The following is a 22073-nucleotide window of genomic DNA, read 5'->3' on the forward strand; positions in this document are numbered from 1 at the left end:
CGGAATCCTCCGGGTGGCGGGAGTCCAGTATGGCGCACGTAGCAACCGGTATTTCGCGCGGCGCGACGCCTTCCACACGGGCGCTCGCGTTCGCTGCGTGTGCGGTGGCCCTCGGTCTGCTCGCCTGGCGCGGCAGCGAGGTGATGACCCGCGCGCCTGCATCTCCCGGTCCGCTTTCCCAGTCTGAAGCCGCCCTCCTGTCTGTCGCCGAAGCGATGGCAGGGCAGGGGCATGTCCGCATTTCCCTTGTCCGCCAGCCGGGCGGTGTCCGGCAGGTCCTGCTGCTGGTCGATACGAAAGCGGGTGTGGATGATGCTTCGCTCTCCAACACGGTTTCCCTCGCTGCAGGGCTCGACGCGGCAAAGGGCGAGCGCGTTGATCTCCAGCGCGTCGCCTTTGCGCCGGGCGTGAGCAGCGCGCCTTTGCCGCGAGACTGGGCGGAGCTGTCTCTGCTGGCCTTGCTGGCAGGCCTCGCCGGATGGATCGGGTTCAGGACCGAACGCCGTGAAGTGGCGCCTGTGGAGCTGGTGCAGGAAACGCTGCCCGCGCGAATGTCCGCACAGGCCGCCGTTGAACCGGGTGTCCGTCCAGCGCCGATGCGCGATGACGATGCCGCAGATCTTGCCCGCCGGGACCCTGGCCGCGCCGCCGATGTTGTCCGCGCCTGGATGAGCGGCAATGGAGGCAATGCATGAGCGCGTTGACGATTGCCCGGAACGATACGCCGGCCGATGGCCTGATGCGCTCCGCGCGCCTGATGCGTGCGCTCGGGCCGGACGCTGCGCCGATCTGGGCGGAACTCTCCAAATCCGAAGTCCAGGCCCTGACCGCCGCGATGGACTCGCTCGGTCCTTCGCCGGAGGGCGAAACCGAGGCGGTTTCTCAGTTTATGGAAGCGCACCGGCGTCTTCGCCTTCCGGCAGAACCTGGTGCCTCGGTCTGGCGACGCCTGGCAGATGCGGGAACCGAGACGTTGGCTGGCCTGTTTTCAGCTGAGCATGCCCAGACTGTGGCGCTCGTCCTGTCGCGTCTGCCGGGCGAGACGTCTGCGCGCCTCTTGCGGGCTTTGCCGCCCCGGCTGGCGATTGACGCCATGCAGCGGCTTCTCAATCTTGGCCCGGTCCATCCGGCGGCCCTGTCAGCGTTTGAAACCCGGCTTGAGGCGATCCTGTTCGCGCATGTGGGTGGCGGTCAGGCAAACGGGCACGAACGGGTCGCCCGGATCTTCGACCGTCTCGACAGCCGCTCTGAAAAGACCTTCCTCGCCGCGCTTGATCACGCCGCACCAGGGGCGGGCGAGAAGGTTCGCGCACTGATGTTCACCTTCGACGATCTGGCCAGCCTTGATGCGGCGGGCTTGCAGACCCTGCTGTCTGCGGCCGACCGTGCGGTGCTTGTTGTGGGGCTCAAAGGCGCACGTCCTGAAACGGCTGCCGTCTTCTTTGCCAACATGACCCAGCGCGCCGGCGACCTGCTGCGCGAAGAGATTGCCTCGCTCGGCCCGATCCGCCGCAGCGAGATTGAAACCGCTCGCCAGGAACTGGTCGAGCTGGCCCGGACCCTGATGCAGCGTGGTGACATCCGCGCCGATGGCCAGGTCGAAGATGATGAGCTGGTCGACTGATGCAGCGCGCTGTCAAATCCCTCCAGGCATTCGATTTCCGCAGCGACTTCACCCCGCCGCCCGAGCCGGAAGTGCCCGCGTTGCCGGTGGAAGAAAAGATCACGCTGTCTGCGCCGGACCTCGCCATGCTGCTGACCGAGGCACGTGCCGAGGCCCATGCGGCGGCCATGTCGCTCAGGCATGATGAACAGGCTGCACGTCTGAAGCAGCTGACAGAGAACCTGACCGAAGCACTGGCAAATCTGGTATCTCTGGCCCAGCATCTGGAATCGAGCGCATATTCTGACGGTTTCCGGCAATCGGCCCTGCGCCTTGTCACCGCAACGGCGCAGCGGATCGTGGATGGACAAGGAGACCTGTTTGCACAAAGCCGGGAATTCAGCCAGAACTCCACCCCGACCGAGAAGGATGGATCATGACCAAGCCTGCCAATCCTGCCCTCCAGAAATCCCTTATGGATGTGCCCGTGCGTGTGGATGTGGTGCTGGGCGAAGTGCGCATGCCAATGGAAGATCTGGTCGCCATGGCGCCTGAAGATGTCGTCGCGCTGGAGCGGCGGACGGATGAGCCGGTCGAGATCTATGTGTCCGACCGGCTTATGGCGCGCGGGCGTCTTGTCGTGGCCGATGGGCAGCTGGGTGTGACCCTGTCAGAGATCGTCGACTCCCGCGAAGCCGCGTAACTGCGGGAAAACCCATGGTTAACAATGCGTTGCAGCCTGCCATGGGCAGCGCTGCATGAGCCGGCTGTTTCCCTGTTCCGAATTCGGCAATTCCTAACGCCAGAGAGGAATTTGTTAACCTTTAGACGACACTAATGGTTACGGGAGAGTATGGCCCGTTCGCGTCTGGGGCGCGGGGAAAGCAGGCCTGTTCGAGAGTAAGGACGCCGCCGTATGCGTATGAAAATGTTCGCCGCCGAGACCTTCGAGGCTGCCAAGGCGATGATTTTTGCCGAGATGGGAGCCGACGCGGTGATCCTGTCCGAGCGCGAAATCGATGGTGGTGTGGAAGTGCGTGCTGCGGTCGACAAGATGGGCGGTGTCGGCATGGTGCCGAACGAGCCGCTGTTCATGCGCGATGCACGTGGCGGCGGGCATGGCCGTGGCACCGAAAATCCTCTGTTCAGCCGGGTCCGGGATGCGCTGCTCTGGCACGGCGCACCCCAGCGCTTTGCCGACCGCGTGGCGGCGGAAGGGGCTGGCCGCATTCAGCATGTGAGCGATCCCGAAGAGGCCATCGCAGAAGGCCTGGCCCGTATCGTGACCTGCGATCCGCTGCCGGCGCGTCTTGATCGTGATGTCGTGCTGGTCGGCCCGCCCGGGCATGGCCGCACCGCGACCGCCGCCAAGCTGACCCGCCGTGCCGCAATGGCCCGCGCCGAGGTCGCCCCTGTGGCCGCAGACCTTGATGGCACAGCCGGTGGGGACCAGCTGGCCGCCTATCTGGAGCTGGAAAAGGGCCAGATCCGGACTTGCCATTCGCCGGATGACCTGTTCGCGACGCTGCGGGCGCTGAAATCCGAAAACCGCCGCTGTGTCATCGACCTGCCGGCGATCAATCCGTTCGATGATGATGACATGGCCAGCCTGCAGGACCTGATCTCTGTCATCCGTGCTGAGCCCGTGCTGGTCATGTCGGCCGAAGGCCACCCGGACGACCAGTCTGAAGCCGCCCGCGGCTTTGCCCGGGCCGGCGTCAAGCGGGCCATCCTGACCAAACTCGATGTTGTCCGAAGGAGGGGCGGGGCCATATCCGCCCTGTCGTCGGCCGGCATTGCCTTCTCACATCTTGCCGTCACGCCGTTTATCGGCGGTGGACTGGTGCCGGCGGCGCCCATGCGCCTTGCCGCCCTGTTGATGGAAGACGCCCCGGGCGACGTGATCGCCCTGAAAGGAGCCGCGTAATCCAATGAGTTTCATGATGCGCAAATCGCAGGAACGTCCGGCACCGCGGCCCACACCGCGGCGGGTGGAACCTGCCTCGATCATCGCGGTTGCAAGCGGGAAGGGCGGCGTCGGCAAGACGTTCATGGCTATCACGCTGGCTTCAGCCTTCGCCCAGGCCGGGAAACGCACCCTGTTGGTGGATGGCGACCTTGGCCTCGCCAATGTCGACGTCCAGCTCGGGATCGCCCCCGAGACGGACCTCGCCGCCGTGATTGCCGGCTGGGTCGAGCTCGACGATGCGGTGACGCCGGTTGATGGCGGCGCAGCTGATGGCGGGTTCGATGTGCTGCCGGGCCGGTCAGGGTCAGGCGCGCTGGCTGAGCTGCCGCCGGAAGAAGTTGCCCGTCTCGCGGCCGGACTGTCCGCGCTGGCCCTGCAATATGACCAGGTTGTTGTCGATCTTGGTGCCGGGATCGAAGCGAACTGCATGCGTCTCGCCCGTGCCGCCGACAAGGCCCTGATGGTGATTACAGACGAGCCGACGTCGATGACTGACGCGTACGCCTTCATCAAGGTGCTACGGGGCTATGCGCCGAATGTTGAGCCGGTGGTCTGCATCAACCAGGCCGACAGCCGCGCTGCCGGCCAGCGGACCTATGAGGCCATTGCCCGGGCCTGCCAGACATTCCTCGGCTTCCGCCCGCATCTTGCTGGTGTGGTGATCCGCGACCCGAAGGTCCGCGACGCGATCCGGTGCCAGAAAACACTGATTTCCACAGATCCTCAGGCTCAGCCGATTCAGGATGCCATCGCCATCAGCCAGATGCTGATCGGGGATGCTCCGGCGGCTGAACTTGGAAATTAATCTGTGTGAAGATTTGGGGGATTTCGCGGGGAATCGCAGGGCTCTGTTAACTAGTGTTAAAGAAACAGCCTATAGGATTCTCAGAGTTAATAAAAACGACTAGCTTGTCGTTAGGCTGATTCGGGAGACGACACATGCGCGTCCTGCTAATTGAAGACGATAGCGCCGTCGCGCGTTCCATCGAGCTGATGCTGAAGTCCGCTGGCTTCAACATCTACACCACCGACCTCGGTGAAGAAGGTGTCGATCTGGGCAAGGTCTACGAGTACGACATGATCATCCTCGATCTGTCTCTGCCCGACATCTCCGGCTATGACGTCCTCAAGCAGCTGCGCATGGGCCGCGTGAATACGCCGGTCATGATCCTCTCCGGTAACCCGGACATCGAAGCGAAAGTCCGCACGCTGGGCTACGGCGCTGACGATTACCTCACCAAGCCGTTCAACAAGGACGAACTGATCGCTCGTATCACCGCCATTGTGCGCCGCTCCAAAGGCCATGCCGAGAGCGTGATCCGCACCGGTGAGATCCTGGTGAACCTCGACGCGAAGACGGTGGAAGTGGACGGCGATCGCGTGCACCTTACCGGCAAGGAATACCAGATGTTCGAGCTGCTCTCTCTTCGGAAGGGCACGACGCTGACCAAGGAAATGTTCCTGAACCACCTCTATGGCGGCATGGACGAGCCGGAACTGAAGATCATCGACGTCTTCATCTGTAAGCTCCGCAAGAAGCTTCAGCAGGCTACCGGCGGCAACCACTATATCGAAACGGTTTGGGGCCGTGGCTATGTGCTGCGCGATCCGCGTCCGAGCTCCAAGAACAACGAGGTGGAAGAGGCGGCATAAGCCTTTTCCGACCTGCGAAATTCACGCCCCGGCCTGTGTGCCGGGGCGTTTTCGTATGGGGCGTGGTTTTCGTGCGGTCCGGGCTTGCATGAGACGGCAAATGCCTGACATTGGGGCCATGTCACAGCGATCTGCCGGCCCCGAGATTCTCCGCCTCATCGAGCTGATGTCCCGTCTGCCGGGCTTTGGTCCCAGATCGGCCCGGAGGGCCGCCCTGTTCTTGCTGAAACAGCGCGACACGCTGCTCCTGCCACTGGCCGAAGCGATGTCCGATGCGGGGCACCGGATCGAGAAGTGCAGTGTGTGCGGGAATTATGACACGTTGCAGCCCTGCGCCGTCTGCCAGTCGGGCGGGCGGGACGAAGGCCTGATCTGCGTTGTGGAAGATGTGCCGGACCTCTGGGCGCTGGAGCGGGGCGGGTCTTACAAGGGGCGTTACCATGTCCTTGGCGGGGTCATGTCCGCTGTGGATGGTGTCACGCCTGATGACCTGAATATTCCTTCGCTCATTTCCCGCGTGGATGCCGGGGGTATCCGCGAGGTGATCCTGGCACTGAATGCGACTTTCGAGGGCCAGAACACGGCGCACTATGTTGCCGACCAGCTGGCCGGCAAAGGTGTGCAGATAACTTATCTCGCTCACGGCGTGCCGGTGGGCGGAGAGCTGGATCACCTGGACGATGGCACGCTCGCCGCCGCGCTACGCGCCCGGCGGTCGAGCGAATAGCAGGGCCTATTCAGCGAGGTCGACGCGGAAGATTCCGTCGAGGTCCTTCGTTGCGACATAGAGATGGCCGTCGGGCGCCTGCACGACATCGCGGATCGCATACTCTCCCTTGAACAGGTTTTCGCGTTCGGTGACCTTGCCGTCTTCCAGGCGCAGGCGGACAAGTTCCAGCCCGGCCGGGCCGTTCATGCCGCCAACGAAGAAGTCACCTTTCCAGCCGGGATAAACATCGCTGCTCAGGCGCGTCAGGCCGGAGGGGGCGATGGACGGCACCCAATAGGTGAGCGGCTGTTCCATGCCTTCCTTCTCGGTCTGTTCGGTGATGATCGTGCCGTCATAGTTGACGCCATAGGTGATGACCGGCCAGCCATAATTGGCTCCGGGCTTGATGATATTGAACTCATCGCCGCCTTTGGGGCCGTGTTCGGTCTCGTAGAGCGTGCCTTCGGACTTGTCGTAATACAGGCCCTGAATGTTTCGGTGTCCGTAAGAGTAAACCTCAGGCTTTCCATCAACACCGTCGGCAAACGGATTATCTGCCGGTATGGTGCCATCTGAATTGATACGAACCAGAGAACCATGCGTGATGTGAGGGTCCTGGGCATCCTTCATATATTTGAAGCCTTCGCCCAGCGAGACGAACAATGTCCCGTCATTGGCGAATTGCAGGCGGCCGCCGAAATGATAAGCCGTATCGCGGGAGTCGGCCCGGAAGATTTCGGCAACATCCTCCAGCGACGTATGGTCGTCGCTCAGACGGGCCCGGATAACGGCGGTGCCATTGTCGGTATCCGTTCCCTCTGCATAGGCGACATAGATCAGGCGGTTGGAGTCGAAATCCGGATCCAGCGTGATGCCGAAATAGCCACCCTGGCCTTCGGTCAGGGCCGGAGGCAGACCCGTTACCTGTGTGGCTTCGCCTTCGCCACCGGCCACATAGTTCAGGCCGCCGTCCTTTTCGGTGAAGAGGAGGTCTCCGTTAGGCAGGAAGGCGAGCCCCCAGGGAAATTCGGCTTCGACAACGGGGGTCAGGGTGACATTTACGTCGCTGCTGACATCAGGCGCAACAGGGGCTGCAGCGGATCCGGAGCCACATGCCGCGAGGGCGGCGGCGGAAATAAAACCGGCAAGGATCGGGCGCATTGGGCGTCTCCAGAAATTGGTGGTTCACACGGGTGTCGGCGGCCAACATAAGTCAGGCCGGGGCAGGGGCCAAATAAAAAGGGCGGCCCAATCCGGGCCGCCCAGTTCCTTAAGAGTATGAACCTGTTACCAGGACTTCTTGACCGTGACGCCATAGAGCGCCGGTTCCGTCAGGAAGACGTTGGTGAACAGGCCGGAGGAGTCGTCGGTCAGGTAGTTACCCGTGATGACTTCCTCATCCGTCAGGTTCTTGGCGAACACTTCAACGCCCCAGCCGTTCTCTTCATTGTTGAAGAGGATCGACAGGTTGACGTTCGACCAGGAGTCGAGTTGGTCACGCTGCGTGTTCCAGATCCGGCTGACGCTGTCTGCCTGATAGTAGTAGTCGCTGCGGATCGTCATATCCCAGTTCGAATTGCCGAGGGCCGGGAAGGTATATTCAGCAGCGAGGTTCAGCGTCGTGTCAGGCGCGCCTGGAAGGTTGTTGCCATCGAGGCTCTTCGCGTCTCCTTCGAACGGCTCAAGTGCATTCGCCGTTTGGAGGTTTCCGTTGCTGTCCGTGTAGGTCACGGTCACACCGTCAAGTCCGAACGCCGCTTCAGAACCGGAGAAGGCACCGGTACAAATACCGCGCGTGTCACCCGGATTGAGCAGACCACCCTGAATAGCGCCGAGAATGGTTGCATAACCTTGAGCCGAAACCACGCAGTTCGCGAAGCTCGCAGCATTTTTCAGCACGACGAGGTCGGACCGGCCGTTGGCACGATCAAGAACGTCGATACCATATGCATCCTGGATTTCAGTATCCAGAATACCCAGGTTTGCTGTGAGCAACCAGTTTTCCGCCGGGGTCCAGAGGAACTCAACTTCGAGGCCTTTGATCTTGGCGTCGATGTTGGTGTTCACAGAAGACCGGTTGATGATCTGGGTGATCTGGTAGCCTTCATAATCATAATGGAACCCGGTCAGGTTGAGCTGGGCAACCCCGCCACCAAGCGTGTTCTTGGTACCGATCTCGATCGAGTTCACGAACTCAGGATCGAAGGTTTGCGAGAACAGGTTTGCACCGGCAGGCTGTGGTGGGTTGATCCCGCCGCCTTTGTAGCCTTTCGAGTAAACACCGTAGATCAGTGTTTCGTCGGTGAAGCCGAGATCCGGTGACCAGTCGACACCAAAGCGTCCGGTGGTTTCCTTGTCTTCGGTGTTCAGGCTGCCATCTCCACCATCATCCGGATCAGCTCCAACGATCGGCGACGGTTGCAGCGGGTCTGCACCCGGTGCTTGCGGCGTGAACAGGAAGGTCGGAATGACATCCTGCTCTTTTTTGTCGATCGTGTTTCTCAGACCAAGAGTGAACTTCAGGTTGTCCGTTGCCTGATAATAAACCTCACCGAAGATGGCGGTCGAATCGAGACGGTAAGGAGACAAGGAGCGGAAGTATTCACCGCCATCGCCGTTCAGCGTGCCGTTGAACAGTCCGAGATTGTCCGTGCTGCCGGAGTCGAGTGGCACGTTGCCGCCGAAGAATGCGCCACCCGCGGCGTTGTTCAGCTGGGTCAGGGCTGTCAGCGAATTCGAGAGCACATAATAGCCAGCTGTGCTGTCATACGGGTCAATCGCTTCGAAATCGACCTTGATGGCGCCGAGATTGAAGTTGATCGGTCCGTCGAAGTCAGACTGAAGACGAATTTCGTGCGTGTCCTGGTCGCTGCCGCCGCCCGATTGGTCGAACGTACGGAACAGGTTGGAAACACCAAGTTCCGGGTCAGACACAACGCCGCCCGGGAACAGGATCGAATAGAGGGCCGGGACAGCTGCGAATGGGCCAGCTGTCTCATTGAAGGCAATGGTTGGGGCGATCTTGTTATAGTCCTCGATCGACTGAACCGAGCTTTCATTGTGGCTGCCGAGATAGGTGAACAGCAGGCTGTCGGTGACGTTCCATTCACCCTTCCAGGTGATCAGGTCCTGGTCTGCCTTGTAGATCGGATCGAAAGCAGATTCGATTGTGCGCAGGTCCGGGTTCACCGGATCTGTGAAGGCGTCGCCATTCAGCAGGCCGGCCGTGATGGCAAGACCGCCGCCAAGCGTTGCCTGCGAGTTCACCCGGTCGTTCGATTGACTGAGCGGAGCATCCTGACAGCCAAGCGAAGTTATGAGTTGGTCGAAAGCAGACACCGGGATACCGGCAAAGGTGTCGAAGCCCGGATCTTTTTTACAAAGCTGCTTGCCGGCGCGCAGGCGGCTGTCATCTTCTTCGAAGTGTTCGTAGGAAACCCAGCCGCGCAGATTGTCGGTCGGTTCCACTGCGAAGGTCGCCCGGAAGCTGGAGAGGTCGCGGTCATCGATATCGTTGCCCGTGACGGAGTTTTTCACATAACCGTCGCGCTGAAGAAGCGAACCAGCGAGGCGCAGGGCGGCCTTGTCGCCTAGCGGCAGGTTGACCATGCCCTTCGCTTTGAACGTATTCTCGTTGCCATAGGTCAGCTCGGCATCCGCCTGGAACTCACCAAGCACCGGCTTGGCGGTGATCAGGTTGAACACACCACCGGTGGCGTTCCGGCCGTACAGCGTACCCTGAGGACCACGCAGAACCTCGACCCGTTCGACATCGTAGAATTCCGCTTCGAACAGGCGGTTCGCTGTCAGCGGGACATCGTTCTGGTGGACACCAACCCCGGCGTCGCCAGACTGGGCGACCGAGTCCACACCAATGCCGCGGATCTTGAAGTTGAAACCCGAGAAGTTGCCTTTGGTAAAGGTCACGTTCGGGATGGATTTGACGAGGTCCGGACCGCCGGTCAGCTGGAGACGCTCAAGCGCTTCTTCGTCAAATGCCGAGACCGCGATCGGAACATCCTGAATGGATTCCTCGACCTTCTGGGTCGTCACGGTAACGGTGGAAAGTGTTCTTGTGCTTTCACCTTCCTCCTGGGCGACGGCAGCGGGTGCCAGCAGCCCCATGGCCAACACTGAAGCGCCAGCCAACCAGACACATTTCGAGTCTCTGTATTTGGTCATTTAATTTTTCCTCCCCTCGGGCCGGCGGGATTGCTGGCTTCGAGCTGTTCTTTGAGCCGTCTCTTTTCGGACGTGCTTCAGAATCCATCGAATGGCAGCCGCGAGGGAAAGTCAATATTTTCAGTTGGAACGTTTGGCCTGGTGGACCCTACGTAAAGGCAAAAAATGAGCGGTGTCCGGGCCCGGACACCGCTCAGGATGCAAATTTGTACCTTACGAGAGCCTAGAAGCGTGTCCTCAAAGTCACACCATAAGTGGCCGGTTCCTGCAGGTAGACCCCGCGGGCAGGGCCGCGCAGCGGAATGCTGAAGGTCACAGCCTTGGTCGACTCATCGAACACATTGTTCCCCCAGACTTCGAAGGTCCAACGGTCGTCCGCCGAGGAGATGCCGGCCCGGAGGTTCAGCTTCGCGTTCTCACCCTGCCAGTCACCTTCGAGTGGTACGCCATTGTCATCGACGGCCTGGGTGGAGGTCCGGCGTTCCGACTCGGTGCGGACGTTGCCGGTCAGGAAATAGCCCATGCCGTTCGCCATCTGGTCTTCCCAGGTCAGTCCCAGGAGGCCGACCCATTCCGGCGCATTGGTCAGCTTGAATCCGCACAGGCGGTTCACCGGATTTGACGGATCATACCCGCCCGGTGCGCAATCCTCAGGATAATAGGCATCGGTATAGGTAATGGCGGCATTCGTGCTGAGCCGGTCCGTGAGCGCGTTCTGGACTTCGAATTCGAAGCCATTGCTGACCACTTTCGGGACGTTGAACGTCTGGAACTGCACGCCGGTGAATTCGAGAACCTGGAAGTCCTCCATTTCCTGACGGAACACGGCGAGGTCAAACCGTCCGCGACCATCATTGAAGGCGCCTTTCAGGCCAGCTTCAAGCGCGTCGATCTTTTCGGAATCGAAGCGTGGATCCGCCCCACCGGCCGCCGCCGTGGAGTCGAGGTTGAAGCCGCCGGATTTGAAGCCATGGGTCAGGCCGGCATAGAAGTTCACGTCATCCGTGATCCGTGCGCCAATCTTGACCGTGTAGACCAGTTCTTCGTCCTCGAACGTGTCGTCGAACGTCCGCGGCAGCGGAAGGAAGGCAGACGCTGCCGTATCTGCCTCGGTTGCGAAGGGGAAGCAGGTTGCTCCGAGTGCGCTCTGGGCCAGGGCGGCAAGCGACCCCGGATAGGCGCCTGCCAGCAGGCCGTTTGCGATGTTCACACAGGTCGGGGAGCTGGCGGAGAGCTGGTCAAAGGCACCGTCCTTGGTTTCTTCGACATAGCGCAGGCCAACTGTCAGGTTCAGCCCGTCCGTGATCTCGAACACGTTGTGCGTGAAGATCGACAGGGACTCGGCGTCCTGGGTGTAGAGATTGTCGGCATAGCTGCCGGCCGGGTCCACACCGCCAAGCGCGGCCGGGATGTTCCCGCCGAAGCCTGTGGCAACCGTGGCGGCACCGAGCGACGGCACGAACAGGGCCGAAACATACCGGCCATAGTCGCCGCCGAGGGTCATCAGCGCGCGTTCCTCGATCTCTTCTTCCGAATAGTAGGCGCCGAGGAGCCAGTCGAGACGGCCATCGAAGGCGAGACCCTGGAACCTGAGTTCATGGGTCATGGTCTTGATGTCGTCATAGGACGGCTGAACGTCCGGCGCGGCAAACGGGGTTGAGTTGTCGCCGACCTGGAAGACATCAAGTCCGACAAAGTCAGAGTGCTGAATGGATTCAGCCTTGAAGCTGCGGTAGGCGCCGATATAGGTCATGTCCGCCGGACCAAGATCCCATTCCAGCGTGGCAGAGATGCCGGACTGTTCGAACGGGTTCTGGAACTGCTCGCCGTTGGTGATGCCTTTTTTCTGGGCCCGGAAGCCGGACTCCACCACACCGCCATTTGCCGGCAGGCCGACAGCCGCATAAATGCCGGCATCGCCCAGCGGGTCAAAGGTAACCGGGGCATCGCAGCATTGCTCATCGGCTTCGGAATAGTCCGCGATGATCCGCAGCGAAGCGTCCGGATTGATCTGCCAAAGGGCTTGCCCGCGTACGATCCAGCGATCGCGCGTATAGCTCTCTGCGCCGGTGGTGCTTTCCGCCAGCGCGTCCCGCGTGCGGTAAGCACCGGACAGACGGACAGCCAGCTTGTCTTCCACGATCGGAGCGCTGAAGCCGCCCTGGACATTCACCAGGCCGAGATTGCCGGCCGTGACATTGGCGAAGCCATCCATTTCTCTGAGGTTCGGGGCCTTGGTCGTGATGTTCAGGGCACCGGCAGACGTGTTCCGGCCAAACAGCGTGCCCTGCGGACCGCGCAGGACTTCGATCTGTTGCAGGTCGACCAGGTCGCCCAGGGCGACGCCCGGACGGGACAGATAGACGCCATCGAGGAAAACGCCGACGGCGCTTTCCAGGCCGATATTGTTGCCGGTGGTGCCGACACCGCGAATACGGAGCGAGGCGCCCTGCGATTCCGTCTGTGTCGAGCTCATGTTGAAGCTGGCCGAAAGATTGTCCAGCGAGCGAAGGTCGGCCACGCCCTGGCGTTCGATTTCCAGAGGGCTGATGGCGGTGACTGCCAGCGGCACGTCGAGGATGCTCTGCTCGCGGCGCGTCGCGGTCACCTGCACAACGCCGAGGCGTTTGTCACTTTCAGCGGCGGGTGTGGATGCGGCGGGAGGAGCAGCTTCTTCGGTGGTGGCGGTGTTCGGTGCGTCTGCTTCCTGTGCCAGGGCCGGGGCCTGAATCAGGCTCAACACGGCGGCAGAGGCACCTGCCAGCAAGACGCACTTCGGTTGTCGGGTTCTTTTCAAGTCAATTTCCTCCCCTCGTCCAATCGTATGTGGACAAGATTTTTGTTTGTGTGGTTGGTTTTTATCCGGGTGCGCTTCTGGCAGGCGCACTGCAGATACTACACAAAAGCGGAGTGCCCCATCGTGTCAACCGGCTACCCTAGCGTCAATGGGCGACTATTTTTGGTTGCGGGTCCGGAATGACACAGTTTTCCCGTCTTGGCCGGGTCTGCAGAGGCTGGTAGAGGCGCGCCATGACCTCTCAGACCTCACCCACCGTCACCCGGGCCCTGGTTCTTTTTTCCGGCGGACAGGATTCCGCCACCTGCCTGGCCTGGGCGCTTGACCGTTTCGATCAGGTCGAGACGATCGGGTTCGACTATGGCCAGCGTCATGCTGTGGAACTGACCTGCCGGGAGAAAGTCCGGATCGGGATGGCGAGCCTCAAGGAGAGTTGGGCGTCGCGTCTTGGCGAAGATCACATGATCGATGCGACAGTCCTGAAAAGCCTTGGCGAAACGGCCATGACTCATGATGTCGTCATCGAGACGACTGAGGCTGGTCTGCCATCGACCTTTGTACCGGGCCGCAATCTTCTGTTCCTGACGCTCGCCGGTGCGCTGGCCGTGCGGCGCGGTATTTCCGTCCTGGTGGGCGGGATGTGCGAGACCGACTATTCCGGTTATCCGGACTGTCGGAATGACACGATCCAGGCACAGGCCGAAACGCTGCGTCTCGGGCTGGGCAAGCCGATGTCGATCGAGACGCCGCTCATGTATATTGACAAGGCCGGGACCTGGGAGATGGCGCACGGCCTTGCCGGACAGGCCCTGATCGACCTGATCGTGGAAGACACACACACCTGCTATCTCGGCGACCGCTCGCAACGGCATGTCTGGGGCTATGGCTGCGGCAGCTGTCCGGCCTGCGAGTTGCGCGCGGCAGGCTGGGACCGCTGGCAGGCCGCAAAATGACCTATTCGGTCAAGGAAGCTTTCTACACCCTGCAAGGGGAGGGCGCGCAGACCGGCCGGGCCGCGGTGTTCCTGCGCTTTGCCGGATGCAACCTCTGGAGCGGGCTTGAGCGTGACCGGGCCAAGGCCGTCTGCCAGTTCTGCGATACCGACTTTGTCGGCACAGACGGAGAGAATGGCGGGAAGTACAAGACGCCGGAAGAAGTTGCCGCGCTGGTCGCCTCCATCTGGGCGTCAAATGCCGACACAGCCGGGAAGCCCTATGTCGTCTGCACCGGCGGGGAGCCGCTTCTGCAGCTGAATCCGCCGCTGATCGAGGCGCTTCATGGCGAAGGCTTCGAGATCGCGGTGGAGACCAATGGCACGATCGAGGCGCCGGAGGGGCTCGACTGGATCTGCGTCAGCCCCAAGGCCAATGCGGCGCTCGTGCTGAAAAAGGGTAATGAACTCAAGCTGGTCTACCCGCAGGATGAGGCCGAAGCGCAGCCCGAACGGTTCACGGAACTGGACTTTCAGCACTTTTTCCTGCAACCGAAGGACAATTCCGAGGTGGCCCGCAATGTGCAGGCTGCCGCTGCTTACTGTCTGAAGAATCCGCAATGGCGACTGAGCTTGCAAACGCACAAACTGACCGGGCTGCCCTGAGCCCTGAGGGCCGCGTGTTCGAGATCACCAAGGCGGTGCATTTCGAGGCGGCGCACTTCATGGGCGGCAAGCCGGAAGGGCATCCTTACCGGAACATGCACGGCCATTCCTTCCGCCTGGAAGCGACTGTTGCCGGCGTCGTGAAAGAGGGCGAGCAGTGGGTGGAGGATTTCTCTCACCTGACGGCCTGCCTGAACGCGACAGCCGAAAAGCTGGATCACAAACTGCTCAACGAGATCGACGGGCTTGAAATCCCGACGCTGGAGCGGATCTGCCTCTGGGTCGCTGAAGACCTGCGCGAGGCGCTGCCGGGGCTGAAGCGCGTCGCTCTGGCGCGCCCCAGCCTCAACGAGCGGTGTGAACTCGTCCTCTGATCAGGACGGGTTCTGGTCGGACAGCGTACCTTCCTTCACTTCTTCAGCGAAGTTCCGGGCAAACCGGTTGGATGCTTTGTTGGCATCATACCAGGTTGTGATGCCGGTCATGCGGATGTCGGTTTCGTACCAGGAATACTCGTACTCGCCTTCCTTCGTGCCGTCCGCGTCATAAGCGGTGGCGGAGAGTTTCATCCCGCCGGTGCTGCGCGAGGCGCCATAGTCGAGGCCGGGCTCGTCACCCAGCTGTTTGAAGGTCGGCTTGGACGGGCGGGCATCGATGATGGTGACATCGATCCGGGCAACATCCACGCCGGCCTTTTCGAGTTCGCGGGTCAGGTCTTCCTTGATCTCGTTCGAGAGATAGTCACCCTCGCGGGTGCCGTAGTCATCCTGCAGCTTGGTCTGGAAATCGTCAGACACGCTGACATTGATTTCCGCGGCCATGGCAGCCGGGGCCAGGAGAAGGGCGATAGCGGTGATTGGAACCAGTTTCATGTCAGAACCTCCATTAGGGTCTGTTATCAACTTACCATCACCCTTCCTGTTCCCGAAGTCACGCTGATGTGAAGCAGCTTAAATCGTGTCCACAAACACGATCTCGGCGTCTTGCAGGCCTTTCAGCTCCAGCGTCTCGGCGCCGGTGATGGCGGCGCCGTCGCGGGCCTTCAGCACATGGCCGTTCAGGCTGACCGAGCCCGCCGCCAGCACGAGATAGCCATGCCGGCCGGGCGCCACTTCATAGTTGAGCGTGTCCCCGGCGCAGAGCGTTGCGCCCATGACCTTTGCATCCTGTTTCAGGGGCAGGGCATCGTCTTCGCCGCCGTCTGCGGCAAACACGGTCCACTTGCCGGAGCGGTCGCCCTTCGGGAACTGGCGCGTGCCCCAGCCCGGCTGGCCGCCCTGTTCGCGGGGCAGGACCCAGATCTGGAACAGCTGGCAGGTTTCGTCGTCGGCATTCCATTCCGAATGCTGCACGCCGGCCCCGGCGCTCATCACCTGGACATCGCCCGCTTCAGTGCGGCCGGTATTGCCCATCGAGTCCTTGTGGGTGATGGCACCCTTGCGGACATAGGTGATGATTTCCATCGATTGGTGGCCATGCGGCGGGAAGCCGGTGTGGGGCTGGATCGTGTCATCGTTCCACACGCGCAGGGCGCCTTCGCCCATGCGGCGCGGGTCGTGATAACCCGAGAACGAGAAGTGATAGTTCGCGTCGAGCCATTCATTGCGGAAACGGCCGAGGCGGTCGAACGGGCGGAGGTCAATCATGGCGGGCTCCTTCAGGTGCCGTATTGCTTTCGTGTTGCAGCGAATATGACGTGAAGCGCACGGCGCTGTAGGGCGGGGCGGCAAAGAAGACTTATGCCGCCCCGGAATAAGTGCCCGATTATCAAGGCTGTTTATGAGGGTTTCTGCGAGGGTTTCTGGGCCTCTTCGCTGTCCTCATCCGGCTCGGCGAGGGCTTCCAGCTCTTCCATGCTGAGATCGTCATACATCTGCTTGGCCTTGCCATGCAGGTGCCATTTCGATGTGCGGCCACGGCGTACGGCGAGCGCAAGTCCGGCGGCCTGGTGTTCGGGGATCTGTTGTGCAGACATTTCGGCCTCCTTTGATTGGGTAAAGTATCAACGCGAAAGGGCGGACGCGTGTTCCATCCCGCACGAGCGGCCGGAGTGGCGGGTGCCATCCGGTTAGGGATCCGTTCTTTGCCAGCCATCCTTCGACTTCGCTCAGGATGAGTGCGGTTCTGTGGTGCGCCTTAGAGAGAACTCATCCTGAGCGAAGTCGAAGGATGACTGGCGGCGCACAAAGGCCCACCTAAGGCGGACCCCGCACGTGCAGGCCATGATTATACCGGACTATGCCATGACTATGGGTGACTATACCGGACTTATCCGGATCATGACGGACCACGTCATGACTTAACATGATCATGCCGGACTTGCCGCGCACGCAGCCACAAAGCGAGACAGGCACATCGCTGCCAAGGGCAGGATGTTTCCAGCGGGGAATGCGCGGCGCTTCATATGTATAGAGATCATCGGGCGGTGGGGCATCGGCCAGGCAGACGAGCCTTATATTGCCGAAACAGTCCACCGCCATCAGCGCTTCGCGCCCGGTGCGTGCGTGCCAGCGGGCAACACGCACCAGGTTCCACACCAGCCACGGCCAGAAGAGCGGCCAGACATGGGTAAAGTAGCGCTGAAGGTCAGGATGCATGCCCGCAAGGATGGGGGCGAGCCCTATCAGACGAATTCACATCGCCCGCGACCTGTCATCCCGGAAAGCCCGCAGGGCTTATCCGGGACCCAGTCCTGCAGTGGCAACACCGCATCTGGGTCCCGGATATTTGCTGCGCAAATTCCGGGATGACACGCGGCGGGTGAGGGACAGGGCCCAATCTCTCCTCACGCGTCATCCCCGACGGCGCAGCCGTCTGGGGACCCATCTCCGAACGCATCGACAAAGTCCGTCATGGGCGGCGGCAACAATCCCCGAACCGGACATGACGCCCTCGCTCGCCTCTTTCAGAGCTGGATCCCCGGACCGCTCCGCGGCCGGGGGTGACGCGTGTGGGGAGTTTGGGGGCAGAGGGCGGATCCGTAGGGTGGGTTGAGCGAAGCGATACCCACCATGCAATGCCCGCCGCGAGTCCGAAAGGTGGGTATCGCTCCGCTCAACCCACCCTACGCCTGCTATCCCGATTGCGATGATGTGGGTTTCGATAGAGATTTCAGTTCGTCCAAATCTATCATCAAATTCGAGTGAACATTTTTGTTCGGATGGGACTTAAACTCGTTGTAACCCTCGCCGAAATCAATCATGCGCTCAACAAACGTGTAGCCCATTTGGATGAGCATTTTTGCGGTATAGGACACCTCTTGCCGACGAATATCGATCAGAGGAAAGTCCGGGTGGTCGCTGCTTATTGAAGATGTGACCCGCAAATTTTCTCGGGAGCTGGCGTGCTTGATGTGGAGTTCTTGGAGCTCTTGCACTTGAACATTCAGAGCGGCTTGAAGCTGAATGGTTAGATCACGTAGGTTTCTAAGCTCAAATAGTTGGTGGACAAGTCCCGCGGCTTTGGGGCCGCGCAGGACGCCAAGAAGATTCGGATCTAGCGGAGTGTTTGCTGGCGCGCTTCCGATCATGCGTTGCATTTTCGTATCTAATTCCACCGGCCATTGTTGATTACCCAACGTTTCAAGCAGCCGAGTGTGAATAGAAGTCACATCGTACATCATTTGGTTGATGAACATGTACAGCGCGTGATCTCTGGACCGATTTGCTCGCCTTTCTTCGCGAAGTCTGAAGTAAAGTTCTACGAAGAAAGTAGCGAGTGCACCCGCGACCGCACCTAAGATCGCGGTGAGCACTACAACGAATAGCCCGGAATCGCCCTGAACGGTTTGCAGGAAAATGATGTCCGGCCAATCGAAGTTCAATTAAACATCCACCTCCGCGTCCAGCGCATTCTCTTCGATGAACTCTCTGCGCGGCTCGACCACATCGCCCATCAGCTTCGTGAACATGTCGTCGGCTTCTTCCATATGGTCGACGCGGACTTGCAGCAGGGTGCGGGCGTTGGCGTCCAGCGTGGTTTCCCAGAGCTGGTCGGCGTTCATCTCGCCCAGACCCTTGTAGCGCTGGACTTTCAGGCCCTTGCGGCCGCTGTCGAGCACGGCTTTGAGCAGCGTGCTCGGTCCGCACACGGTCACTTCGCCGCCTTTGTCCTGACGCAGGATGGCGGGCTGGTCGTAGATTTCGGCGAGGCCCGCCGCGCGTTCGGCGAGGCGCTGGGCGTCCTGGCTGGCCAGCAGGGCCGGGGGCAGGGAGATCGTCTCGTCGACGCTGCGCACGGTGCGCTGCAGGACGAGAGCGCCCTCGACGAAGCGGCCTTTCCAGGTGTCTTCGCCTTCTTCGGCGAGACGGTTGAGGCGTTCGGCGGTTTTCTCCGCCTCCGCATCGCCCGCACCTGCCGCCATGGCGCCGGAAAGCGCGGCATGTTCGATCAGCTCGCCGGAAGCGCGGAGGGCGAGGCGGCGGAGGTTTGCCTGGAAGTTCGAGGCCTGGCGCACGCGGTCGCGCAGGTCTTCCCCGGCAATCGTGGTGCCGTCGGGCAGGATCAGGGATTCCCCGTCGGTGCCTTCGCCGATGAGATAGGCTTCCAGCTCGTTATCGTCCTTCACATAGCGTTCCGAGCGCCCGCGCGTCACCTTGTAGAGCGGCGGCTGGGCGATGTAGAGATAGCCCTTCTCGATAATTTCCGGCATCTGACGATAGAAGAAGGTCAGCAGCAGCGTGCGGATGTGCGCGCCGTCGACGTCAGCATCGGTCATGATGATGATCTTGTGATAGCGCAGCTTTTCGATGTCGAACTCGTCGCGCCCGATGCCTGCGCCAAGCGCCATGATCAGCGTGCCGACCTGGTCGGACGACAGCATCTTGTCGAAGCGCGCGCGCTCCACGTTCAGGATCTTGCCGCGCAGGGGCAGGATGGCCTGGTTGTCACGTGACCGGCCCTGTTTGGCCGAGCCGCCAGCGGAATCCCCCTCGACGATGAAGAGTTCGGATTTCGCCGGGTCTTTCTCCTGGCAGTCGGCCAGCTTGCCGGGCAGGGAGGTGATGTCCAGCGCGGACTTGCGGCGCGTCAGTTCGCGGGCCTTGCGGGCGGCCTCGCGCGCGGCGGCAGCCTCCACGATCTTGCCCATGATTTCCTGGGCTTCCTTAGGGTGTTCCTCGAACCATTCGGCGAGCTTTTCGCCCATCATGCTCTCGACCACCGGGCGCACCTCGGAGGAGACGAGCTTGTCTTTCGTCTGGGAGCTGAATTTCGGATCCGGCACTTTGACGGAGAGGACGCAGGTCAGGCCCTCGCGGGCATCGTCGCCGGAAATCTCGACCTTGGCCTTCTTCGCGAGGCCGGTCTCGTTGGCGTATTTGTTGATGATCCGCGTCAGCGCCCCGCGGAAGCCGGCCAAATGGGTGCCGCCGTCGCGCTGGGGAATGTTGTTGGTGAAGCAGAGCACGTTCTCGTGATAGCTGTCGGTCCATTCCAGGGCCGCTTCGACGGTGATGCCGTCCTTCTCGCCCATGGCGTAGACCGGCTCCGGGATCAGCTTGCCCTTGGCCTTGTCGAGGTGTTCGACGAACGCCTTCACGCCGCCCTCATACATGAGGTCGATCTCATAGGGCTCTGCCTCGCGCTCGTCGCGGAAGATGATGTGGACGCCGGAATTCAGGAAGGCGAGCTCGCGCAGCCGGTGCTCCAGCGTCTTGCGGTCGTAATCGGTCATCGTGAAGGTGGAGGAGGCCGCCAGGAAGCGCACCGCCGTGCCGGTATAAGGCTTGCCCTTGTCCGTCATCGGGGAGTCGCCGCGTGTCTCCAGCGGGGCCTCGACATGGCCGCCATTGATGAAGCGGACCCAGTGTTCCTTGCCTTCGCGATGGATGGTCAGCTCCAGCCAGTCCGACAGCGCGTTGACCACGGATACCCCCACGCCGTGCAGTCCGCCGGAGACCTTGTAGGAGTTCTGGTCGAACTTCCCGCCGGCGTGCAGCTGGGTCATGATGACTTCTGCTGCCGAGACGCCCTCGGTCGGGTGCATGCCCACGGGAATGCCGCGGCCATTGTCGGTGATTTCAGCCGAGCCGTCGGGGTAGAGGGTGACCGTCACGCGGTCTGCATGGCCGGCCAGCGCCTCGTCGATGGCGTTGTCCACGACCTCGTAGATCATGTGGTGCAGGCCCGAGCCGTCATCGGTGTCGCCGATATACATGCCGGGACGTTTGCGCACGGCTTCGAGGCCCTTCAGGACCTTGATGGAGCCTGCGCCGTACTCGGCATTCTCGCCCTGCGTTTCTTCAGCCATGAGGCTTCCCCGTCGATTCTTCAGATTCGCCTGTAAATATAGGGCCTTTGGCCCCAAAAGGGAAATTTTGATCTGCTTTTCAGGGCATCAATTTCGGCAAATTATCATCAATAAAAACAATGCGCTGCGATGGGTGGGGGCAGAGTCAGAATGACGACAGGCTGTTGGAGCAAAATCTCAGCCGCAAAAGGGCGCCGGAACGGGGAAAGCGGGCGGCAACCGGGCGAGGAGATCGAGGTTGCCGGAGGCGCTGACACCGGGTCTTTCCAGCCATTCGGCGGGATCTGCGCCATCATAAAAGAGGCTGAGCAGGTCGCCCGCAGAGGCCCGGATGCAGAGGTCTGCCGGGGTGAGTTCCCCCCGTTCGGCGGTGACGGCCTGATCCTTCACGATGAGGTGGCAGGGTTCGCCGTCAATCTCCATCGAAACACGGGCGGAGAGGCCCTTCGCCTTGGATGGGTCGAACATGGTGGCAAAGGACATGAGCGTGGAATTCACACTCATCGGTCCGTCAGGCTTGAAGGGGGAGCGGACCGCCCAGCGGCCGAGGGCCTGGAAGACGGGCTCCAGCTCCCGCCCCCAGGGCGTGAGGTCGTAGACCTGTACAGAAGCGGGCGGGGGCAACGTGCGCCGCACCACGATTTCGTGCCGCTCCAGCTCCTCCAGACGCTGAGTGAGAATGTTGGCGCTGAGGCCGTGCAGGTTGCGGCGGATGTCATTGAACCGCTTTGGGCCCAGCATGAGCTCCCGGATCACGAGCAGGGCCCAGCGTTCGCCAACAAGGTCCATCGCGTGTGCGGCGGCGCAACCGTCATTGTAGAGGCGTTTCTTGTCGAGGGCGCGAGTGGTCATGGTGGCGACTAGAGGCGAGTTTGGATGTGTCTGCAATATATAGTTATAAAATAGAACTTGATAGTTATAAAAAATAACTTTAGTGGTGGCGGGCTAAAACGCACAGGAGACAGACATGGCATACACGCAGATCATGGCGGCCGCAGTGCCGACCGCAAACAAGGACGCTTACCTCGCACACGCAAAGGCGGCCGCTGCGCTGTTCCGCAAGCATGGGGCGCTCTCTGTCGTCGAGAATTGGGGAAATGAGGTGCCGGATGGCGAAATGACGTCCTTCCCGCTGGCTGTGAAGTGCCAGCCGGACGAGACGGTCGTGATCGGATGGATCAGCTGGCCGGACAAGGCCACACACGACAAGGCCTGGGAAGTCATGATGCCGGAGATGCACAAAATGGGCGAGATGCCGTTTGATGGCAAACGGATGATCTTCGGCACCTTCGATGTGATCCTTGAGGCCTAGG

At 61.2% G+C, this 22073-nt stretch carries 22 protein-coding genes; 12 read left to right on the top strand and 10 right to left on the bottom strand.

Annotation, left to right across the window (positions count from 1 at the left end; genetic code table 11):
- The first annotated feature begins 29 nt into the window (after nt 1-29).
- From HJA_RS07560 to recR, 8 genes are all read left to right on the top strand, one after another.
- Nucleotides 30-695, top strand: a complete 666-nt coding sequence (locus HJA_RS07560) for a hypothetical protein (protein ID WP_035580338.1) — start codon at nt 30-32, stop codon at nt 693-695.
- Nucleotides 692-1624 (top strand): flagellar motor switch protein FliG, encoded by a 933-nt coding sequence (locus HJA_RS07565; RefSeq protein ID WP_035580341.1) that lies wholly within the window; start codon nt 692-694, stop codon nt 1622-1624. Before HJA_RS07560 ends, HJA_RS07565 begins: the two co-directional genes overlap by 4 nt.
- Entirely contained in the window at nt 1624-2043 is a 420-nt protein-coding gene (locus HJA_RS07570; RefSeq protein WP_035580343.1) for a hypothetical protein, read from the top strand. Before HJA_RS07565 ends, HJA_RS07570 begins: the two co-directional genes overlap by 1 nt.
- Nucleotides 2040-2306: a FliM/FliN family flagellar motor switch protein gene (locus HJA_RS07575; RefSeq protein ID WP_035580346.1), complete on the top strand. Its 267-nt coding sequence runs from the start codon at nt 2040-2042 to the stop codon at nt 2304-2306. Before HJA_RS07570 ends, HJA_RS07575 begins: the two co-directional genes overlap by 4 nt.
- Nucleotides 2307-2519: 213 nt before the next feature.
- The gene (locus tag HJA_RS07580) at nt 2520-3530 is read left to right on the top strand and encodes a flagellar biosynthesis protein FlhF (RefSeq protein WP_035580349.1); all 1011 of its coding nucleotides are present in this window, start codon (nt 2520-2522) and stop codon (nt 3528-3530) included.
- Between the two features lie 4 nt (nt 3531-3534).
- Entirely contained in the window at nt 3535-4377 is an 843-nt protein-coding gene (locus HJA_RS07585) for a nucleotide-binding protein (protein ID WP_035580351.1), read from the top strand.
- Between the two features lie 134 nt (nt 4378-4511).
- On the top strand, nt 4512-5225 hold the full coding sequence (gene ctrA, locus HJA_RS07590) for a response regulator transcription factor CtrA (protein ID WP_035580354.1): 714 nt from the start codon (nt 4512-4514) through the stop codon (nt 5223-5225).
- A gap of 118 nt (nt 5226-5343) precedes the next feature.
- Nucleotides 5344-5952 carry a recombination mediator RecR gene (gene recR, locus HJA_RS07595; RefSeq protein WP_035580817.1) on the top strand — a complete coding sequence of 203 codons (609 nt, stop codon included), beginning with the start codon at nt 5344-5346 and terminating at the stop codon, nt 5950-5952.
- Nucleotides 5953-5958: 6 nt separating this feature from the next.
- Here recR and HJA_RS07600 read toward each other — a convergent pair whose 3' ends face one another.
- The 3 genes from HJA_RS07600 to HJA_RS07610 form a co-directional block, all read right to left on the bottom strand.
- A complete protein-coding gene (locus HJA_RS07600; RefSeq protein WP_035580357.1) occupies nt 5959-7095 on the bottom strand; it encodes a PQQ-dependent sugar dehydrogenase in 1137 nt (378 codons plus the stop codon).
- A gap of 126 nt (nt 7096-7221) precedes the next feature.
- A complete protein-coding gene (locus HJA_RS07605) occupies nt 7222-10116 on the bottom strand; it encodes a TonB-dependent receptor (protein WP_035580360.1) in 2895 nt (964 codons plus the stop codon).
- 223 nt (nt 10117-10339) lie between these two features.
- A complete protein-coding gene (locus HJA_RS07610; protein WP_162177040.1) occupies nt 10340-12913 on the bottom strand; it encodes a TonB-dependent receptor in 2574 nt (857 codons plus the stop codon).
- A 233-nt stretch (nt 12914-13146) separates the two neighbouring features.
- Between HJA_RS07610 and queC the strand changes: the two genes are divergently transcribed.
- Genes queC through HJA_RS07625 form a run of 3 tightly spaced genes read left to right on the top strand, consistent with a single transcriptional unit; the run spans nt 13147 to nt 14884 of the window.
- Nucleotides 13147-13866, top strand: coding sequence for a 7-cyano-7-deazaguanine synthase QueC (queC, locus tag HJA_RS07615; protein WP_035580363.1), 720 nt, complete (start codon nt 13147-13149; stop codon nt 13864-13866).
- Nucleotides 13863-14510 carry a 7-carboxy-7-deazaguanine synthase gene (gene queE / locus HJA_RS07620; RefSeq protein ID WP_035580366.1) on the top strand — a complete coding sequence of 216 codons (648 nt, stop codon included), beginning with the start codon at nt 13863-13865 and terminating at the stop codon, nt 14508-14510. Before queC ends, queE begins: the two co-directional genes overlap by 4 nt.
- The gene (locus tag HJA_RS07625) at nt 14465-14884 is read left to right on the top strand and encodes a 6-carboxytetrahydropterin synthase (protein ID WP_051597489.1); all 420 of its coding nucleotides are present in this window, start codon (nt 14465-14467) and stop codon (nt 14882-14884) included. The genes queE and HJA_RS07625 overlap by 46 nt, the downstream gene beginning before the upstream one ends.
- Here HJA_RS07625 and HJA_RS07630 read toward each other — a convergent pair whose 3' ends face one another.
- The 7 genes from HJA_RS07630 to HJA_RS07660 all read right to left on the bottom strand — a co-directional run bounded on the left by HJA_RS07630 (nt 14885) and on the right by HJA_RS07660 (nt 21612).
- Complete coding sequence (locus HJA_RS07630) at nt 14885-15382, bottom strand: hypothetical protein (RefSeq protein ID WP_035580373.1); 498 nt, start codon at nt 15380-15382, stop codon at nt 14885-14887. It abuts the gene before it with no gap.
- A gap of 78 nt (nt 15383-15460) precedes the next feature.
- Nucleotides 15461-16156, bottom strand: a complete 696-nt coding sequence (locus HJA_RS07635; protein ID WP_035580376.1) for a pirin family protein — start codon at nt 16154-16156, stop codon at nt 15461-15463.
- Between the two features lie 131 nt (nt 16157-16287).
- Nucleotides 16288-16485: a DUF3008 family protein gene (locus tag HJA_RS07640; RefSeq protein ID WP_035580378.1), complete on the bottom strand. Its 198-nt coding sequence runs from the start codon at nt 16483-16485 to the stop codon at nt 16288-16290.
- Nucleotides 16486-16705: 220 nt separating this feature from the next.
- Nucleotides 16706-17107, bottom strand: a complete 402-nt coding sequence (locus HJA_RS07645; protein ID WP_035580379.1) for a hypothetical protein — start codon at nt 17105-17107, stop codon at nt 16706-16708.
- 476 nt (nt 17108-17583) lie between these two features.
- Nucleotides 17584-18333 (bottom strand): hypothetical protein, encoded by a 750-nt coding sequence (locus HJA_RS07650; RefSeq protein ID WP_035580380.1) that lies wholly within the window; start codon nt 18331-18333, stop codon nt 17584-17586.
- Nucleotides 18334-20760 (bottom strand): DNA topoisomerase (ATP-hydrolyzing) subunit B, encoded by a 2427-nt coding sequence (gene gyrB / locus HJA_RS07655; protein ID WP_035580383.1) that lies wholly within the window; start codon nt 20758-20760, stop codon nt 18334-18336.
- Between the two features lie 177 nt (nt 20761-20937).
- On the bottom strand, nt 20938-21612 hold the full coding sequence (locus HJA_RS07660) for a winged helix-turn-helix transcriptional regulator (RefSeq protein ID WP_035580386.1): 675 nt from the start codon (nt 21610-21612) through the stop codon (nt 20938-20940).
- Nucleotides 21613-21727: 115 nt separating this feature from the next.
- On the opposite strand from HJA_RS07660, the gene HJA_RS07665 reads away from it, so the two are divergent.
- A complete protein-coding gene (locus HJA_RS07665; protein WP_035580389.1) occupies nt 21728-22072 on the top strand; it encodes a DUF1428 domain-containing protein in 345 nt (114 codons plus the stop codon).
- The last annotated feature ends 1 nt before the right edge of the window (nt 22073 follow it).

The sequence above is a fragment of the Hyphomonas jannaschiana VP2 genome, assembly GCF_000685215.1.
In the GTDB taxonomy this organism is placed as follows: Bacteria; Pseudomonadota; Alphaproteobacteria; order Caulobacterales; family Hyphomonadaceae; genus Hyphomonas; species Hyphomonas jannaschiana.

Bases quoted from the DNA above. Each gene is read 5' to 3' on its own strand.
- HJA_RS07560 (WP_035580338.1), top strand. From the start codon at position 30: ATGGCGCACGTAGCAACCGGTATTTCGCGCGGCGCGACGCCTTCCACA.
- HJA_RS07565 (WP_035580341.1), top strand. From the start codon at position 692: ATGAGCGCGTTGACGATTGCCCGGAACGATACGCCGGCCGATGGCCTG.
- HJA_RS07570 (WP_035580343.1), top strand. From the start codon at position 1,624: ATGCAGCGCGCTGTCAAATCCCTCCAGGCATTCGATTTCCGCAGCGAC.
- HJA_RS07575 (WP_035580346.1), top strand. From the start codon at position 2,040: ATGACCAAGCCTGCCAATCCTGCCCTCCAGAAATCCCTTATGGATGTG.
- HJA_RS07580 (WP_035580349.1), top strand. From the start codon at position 2,520: ATGCGTATGAAAATGTTCGCCGCCGAGACCTTCGAGGCTGCCAAGGCG.
- HJA_RS07585 (WP_035580351.1), top strand. From the start codon at position 3,535: ATGAGTTTCATGATGCGCAAATCGCAGGAACGTCCGGCACCGCGGCCC.
- ctrA (WP_035580354.1), top strand. From the start codon at position 4,512: ATGCGCGTCCTGCTAATTGAAGACGATAGCGCCGTCGCGCGTTCCATC.
- recR (WP_035580817.1), top strand. From the start codon at position 5,344: ATGTCACAGCGATCTGCCGGCCCCGAGATTCTCCGCCTCATCGAGCTG.
- HJA_RS07600 (WP_035580357.1), bottom strand. From the start codon at position 7,095: ATGCGCCCGATCCTTGCCGGTTTTATTTCCGCCGCCGCCCTCGCGGCA.
- HJA_RS07605 (WP_035580360.1), bottom strand. From the start codon at position 10,116: ATGACCAAATACAGAGACTCGAAATGTGTCTGGTTGGCTGGCGCTTCA.
- queC (WP_035580363.1), top strand. From the start codon at position 13,147: ATGACCTCTCAGACCTCACCCACCGTCACCCGGGCCCTGGTTCTTTTT.
- queE (WP_035580366.1), top strand. From the start codon at position 13,863: ATGACCTATTCGGTCAAGGAAGCTTTCTACACCCTGCAAGGGGAGGGC.
- HJA_RS07625 (WP_051597489.1), top strand. From the start codon at position 14,465: ATGGCGACTGAGCTTGCAAACGCACAAACTGACCGGGCTGCCCTGAGC.
- HJA_RS07630 (WP_035580373.1), bottom strand. From the start codon at position 15,382: ATGAAACTGGTTCCAATCACCGCTATCGCCCTTCTCCTGGCCCCGGCT.
- HJA_RS07635 (WP_035580376.1), bottom strand. From the start codon at position 16,156: ATGATTGACCTCCGCCCGTTCGACCGCCTCGGCCGTTTCCGCAATGAA.
- HJA_RS07640 (WP_035580378.1), bottom strand. From the start codon at position 16,485: ATGTCTGCACAACAGATCCCCGAACACCAGGCCGCCGGACTTGCGCTC.
- HJA_RS07645 (WP_035580379.1), bottom strand. From the start codon at position 17,107: ATGCATCCTGACCTTCAGCGCTACTTTACCCATGTCTGGCCGCTCTTC.
- gyrB (WP_035580383.1), bottom strand. From the start codon at position 20,760: ATGGCTGAAGAAACGCAGGGCGAGAATGCCGAGTACGGCGCAGGCTCC.
- HJA_RS07660 (WP_035580386.1), bottom strand. From the start codon at position 21,612: ATGACCACTCGCGCCCTCGACAAGAAACGCCTCTACAATGACGGTTGC.
- HJA_RS07665 (WP_035580389.1), top strand. From the start codon at position 21,728: ATGGCATACACGCAGATCATGGCGGCCGCAGTGCCGACCGCAAACAAG.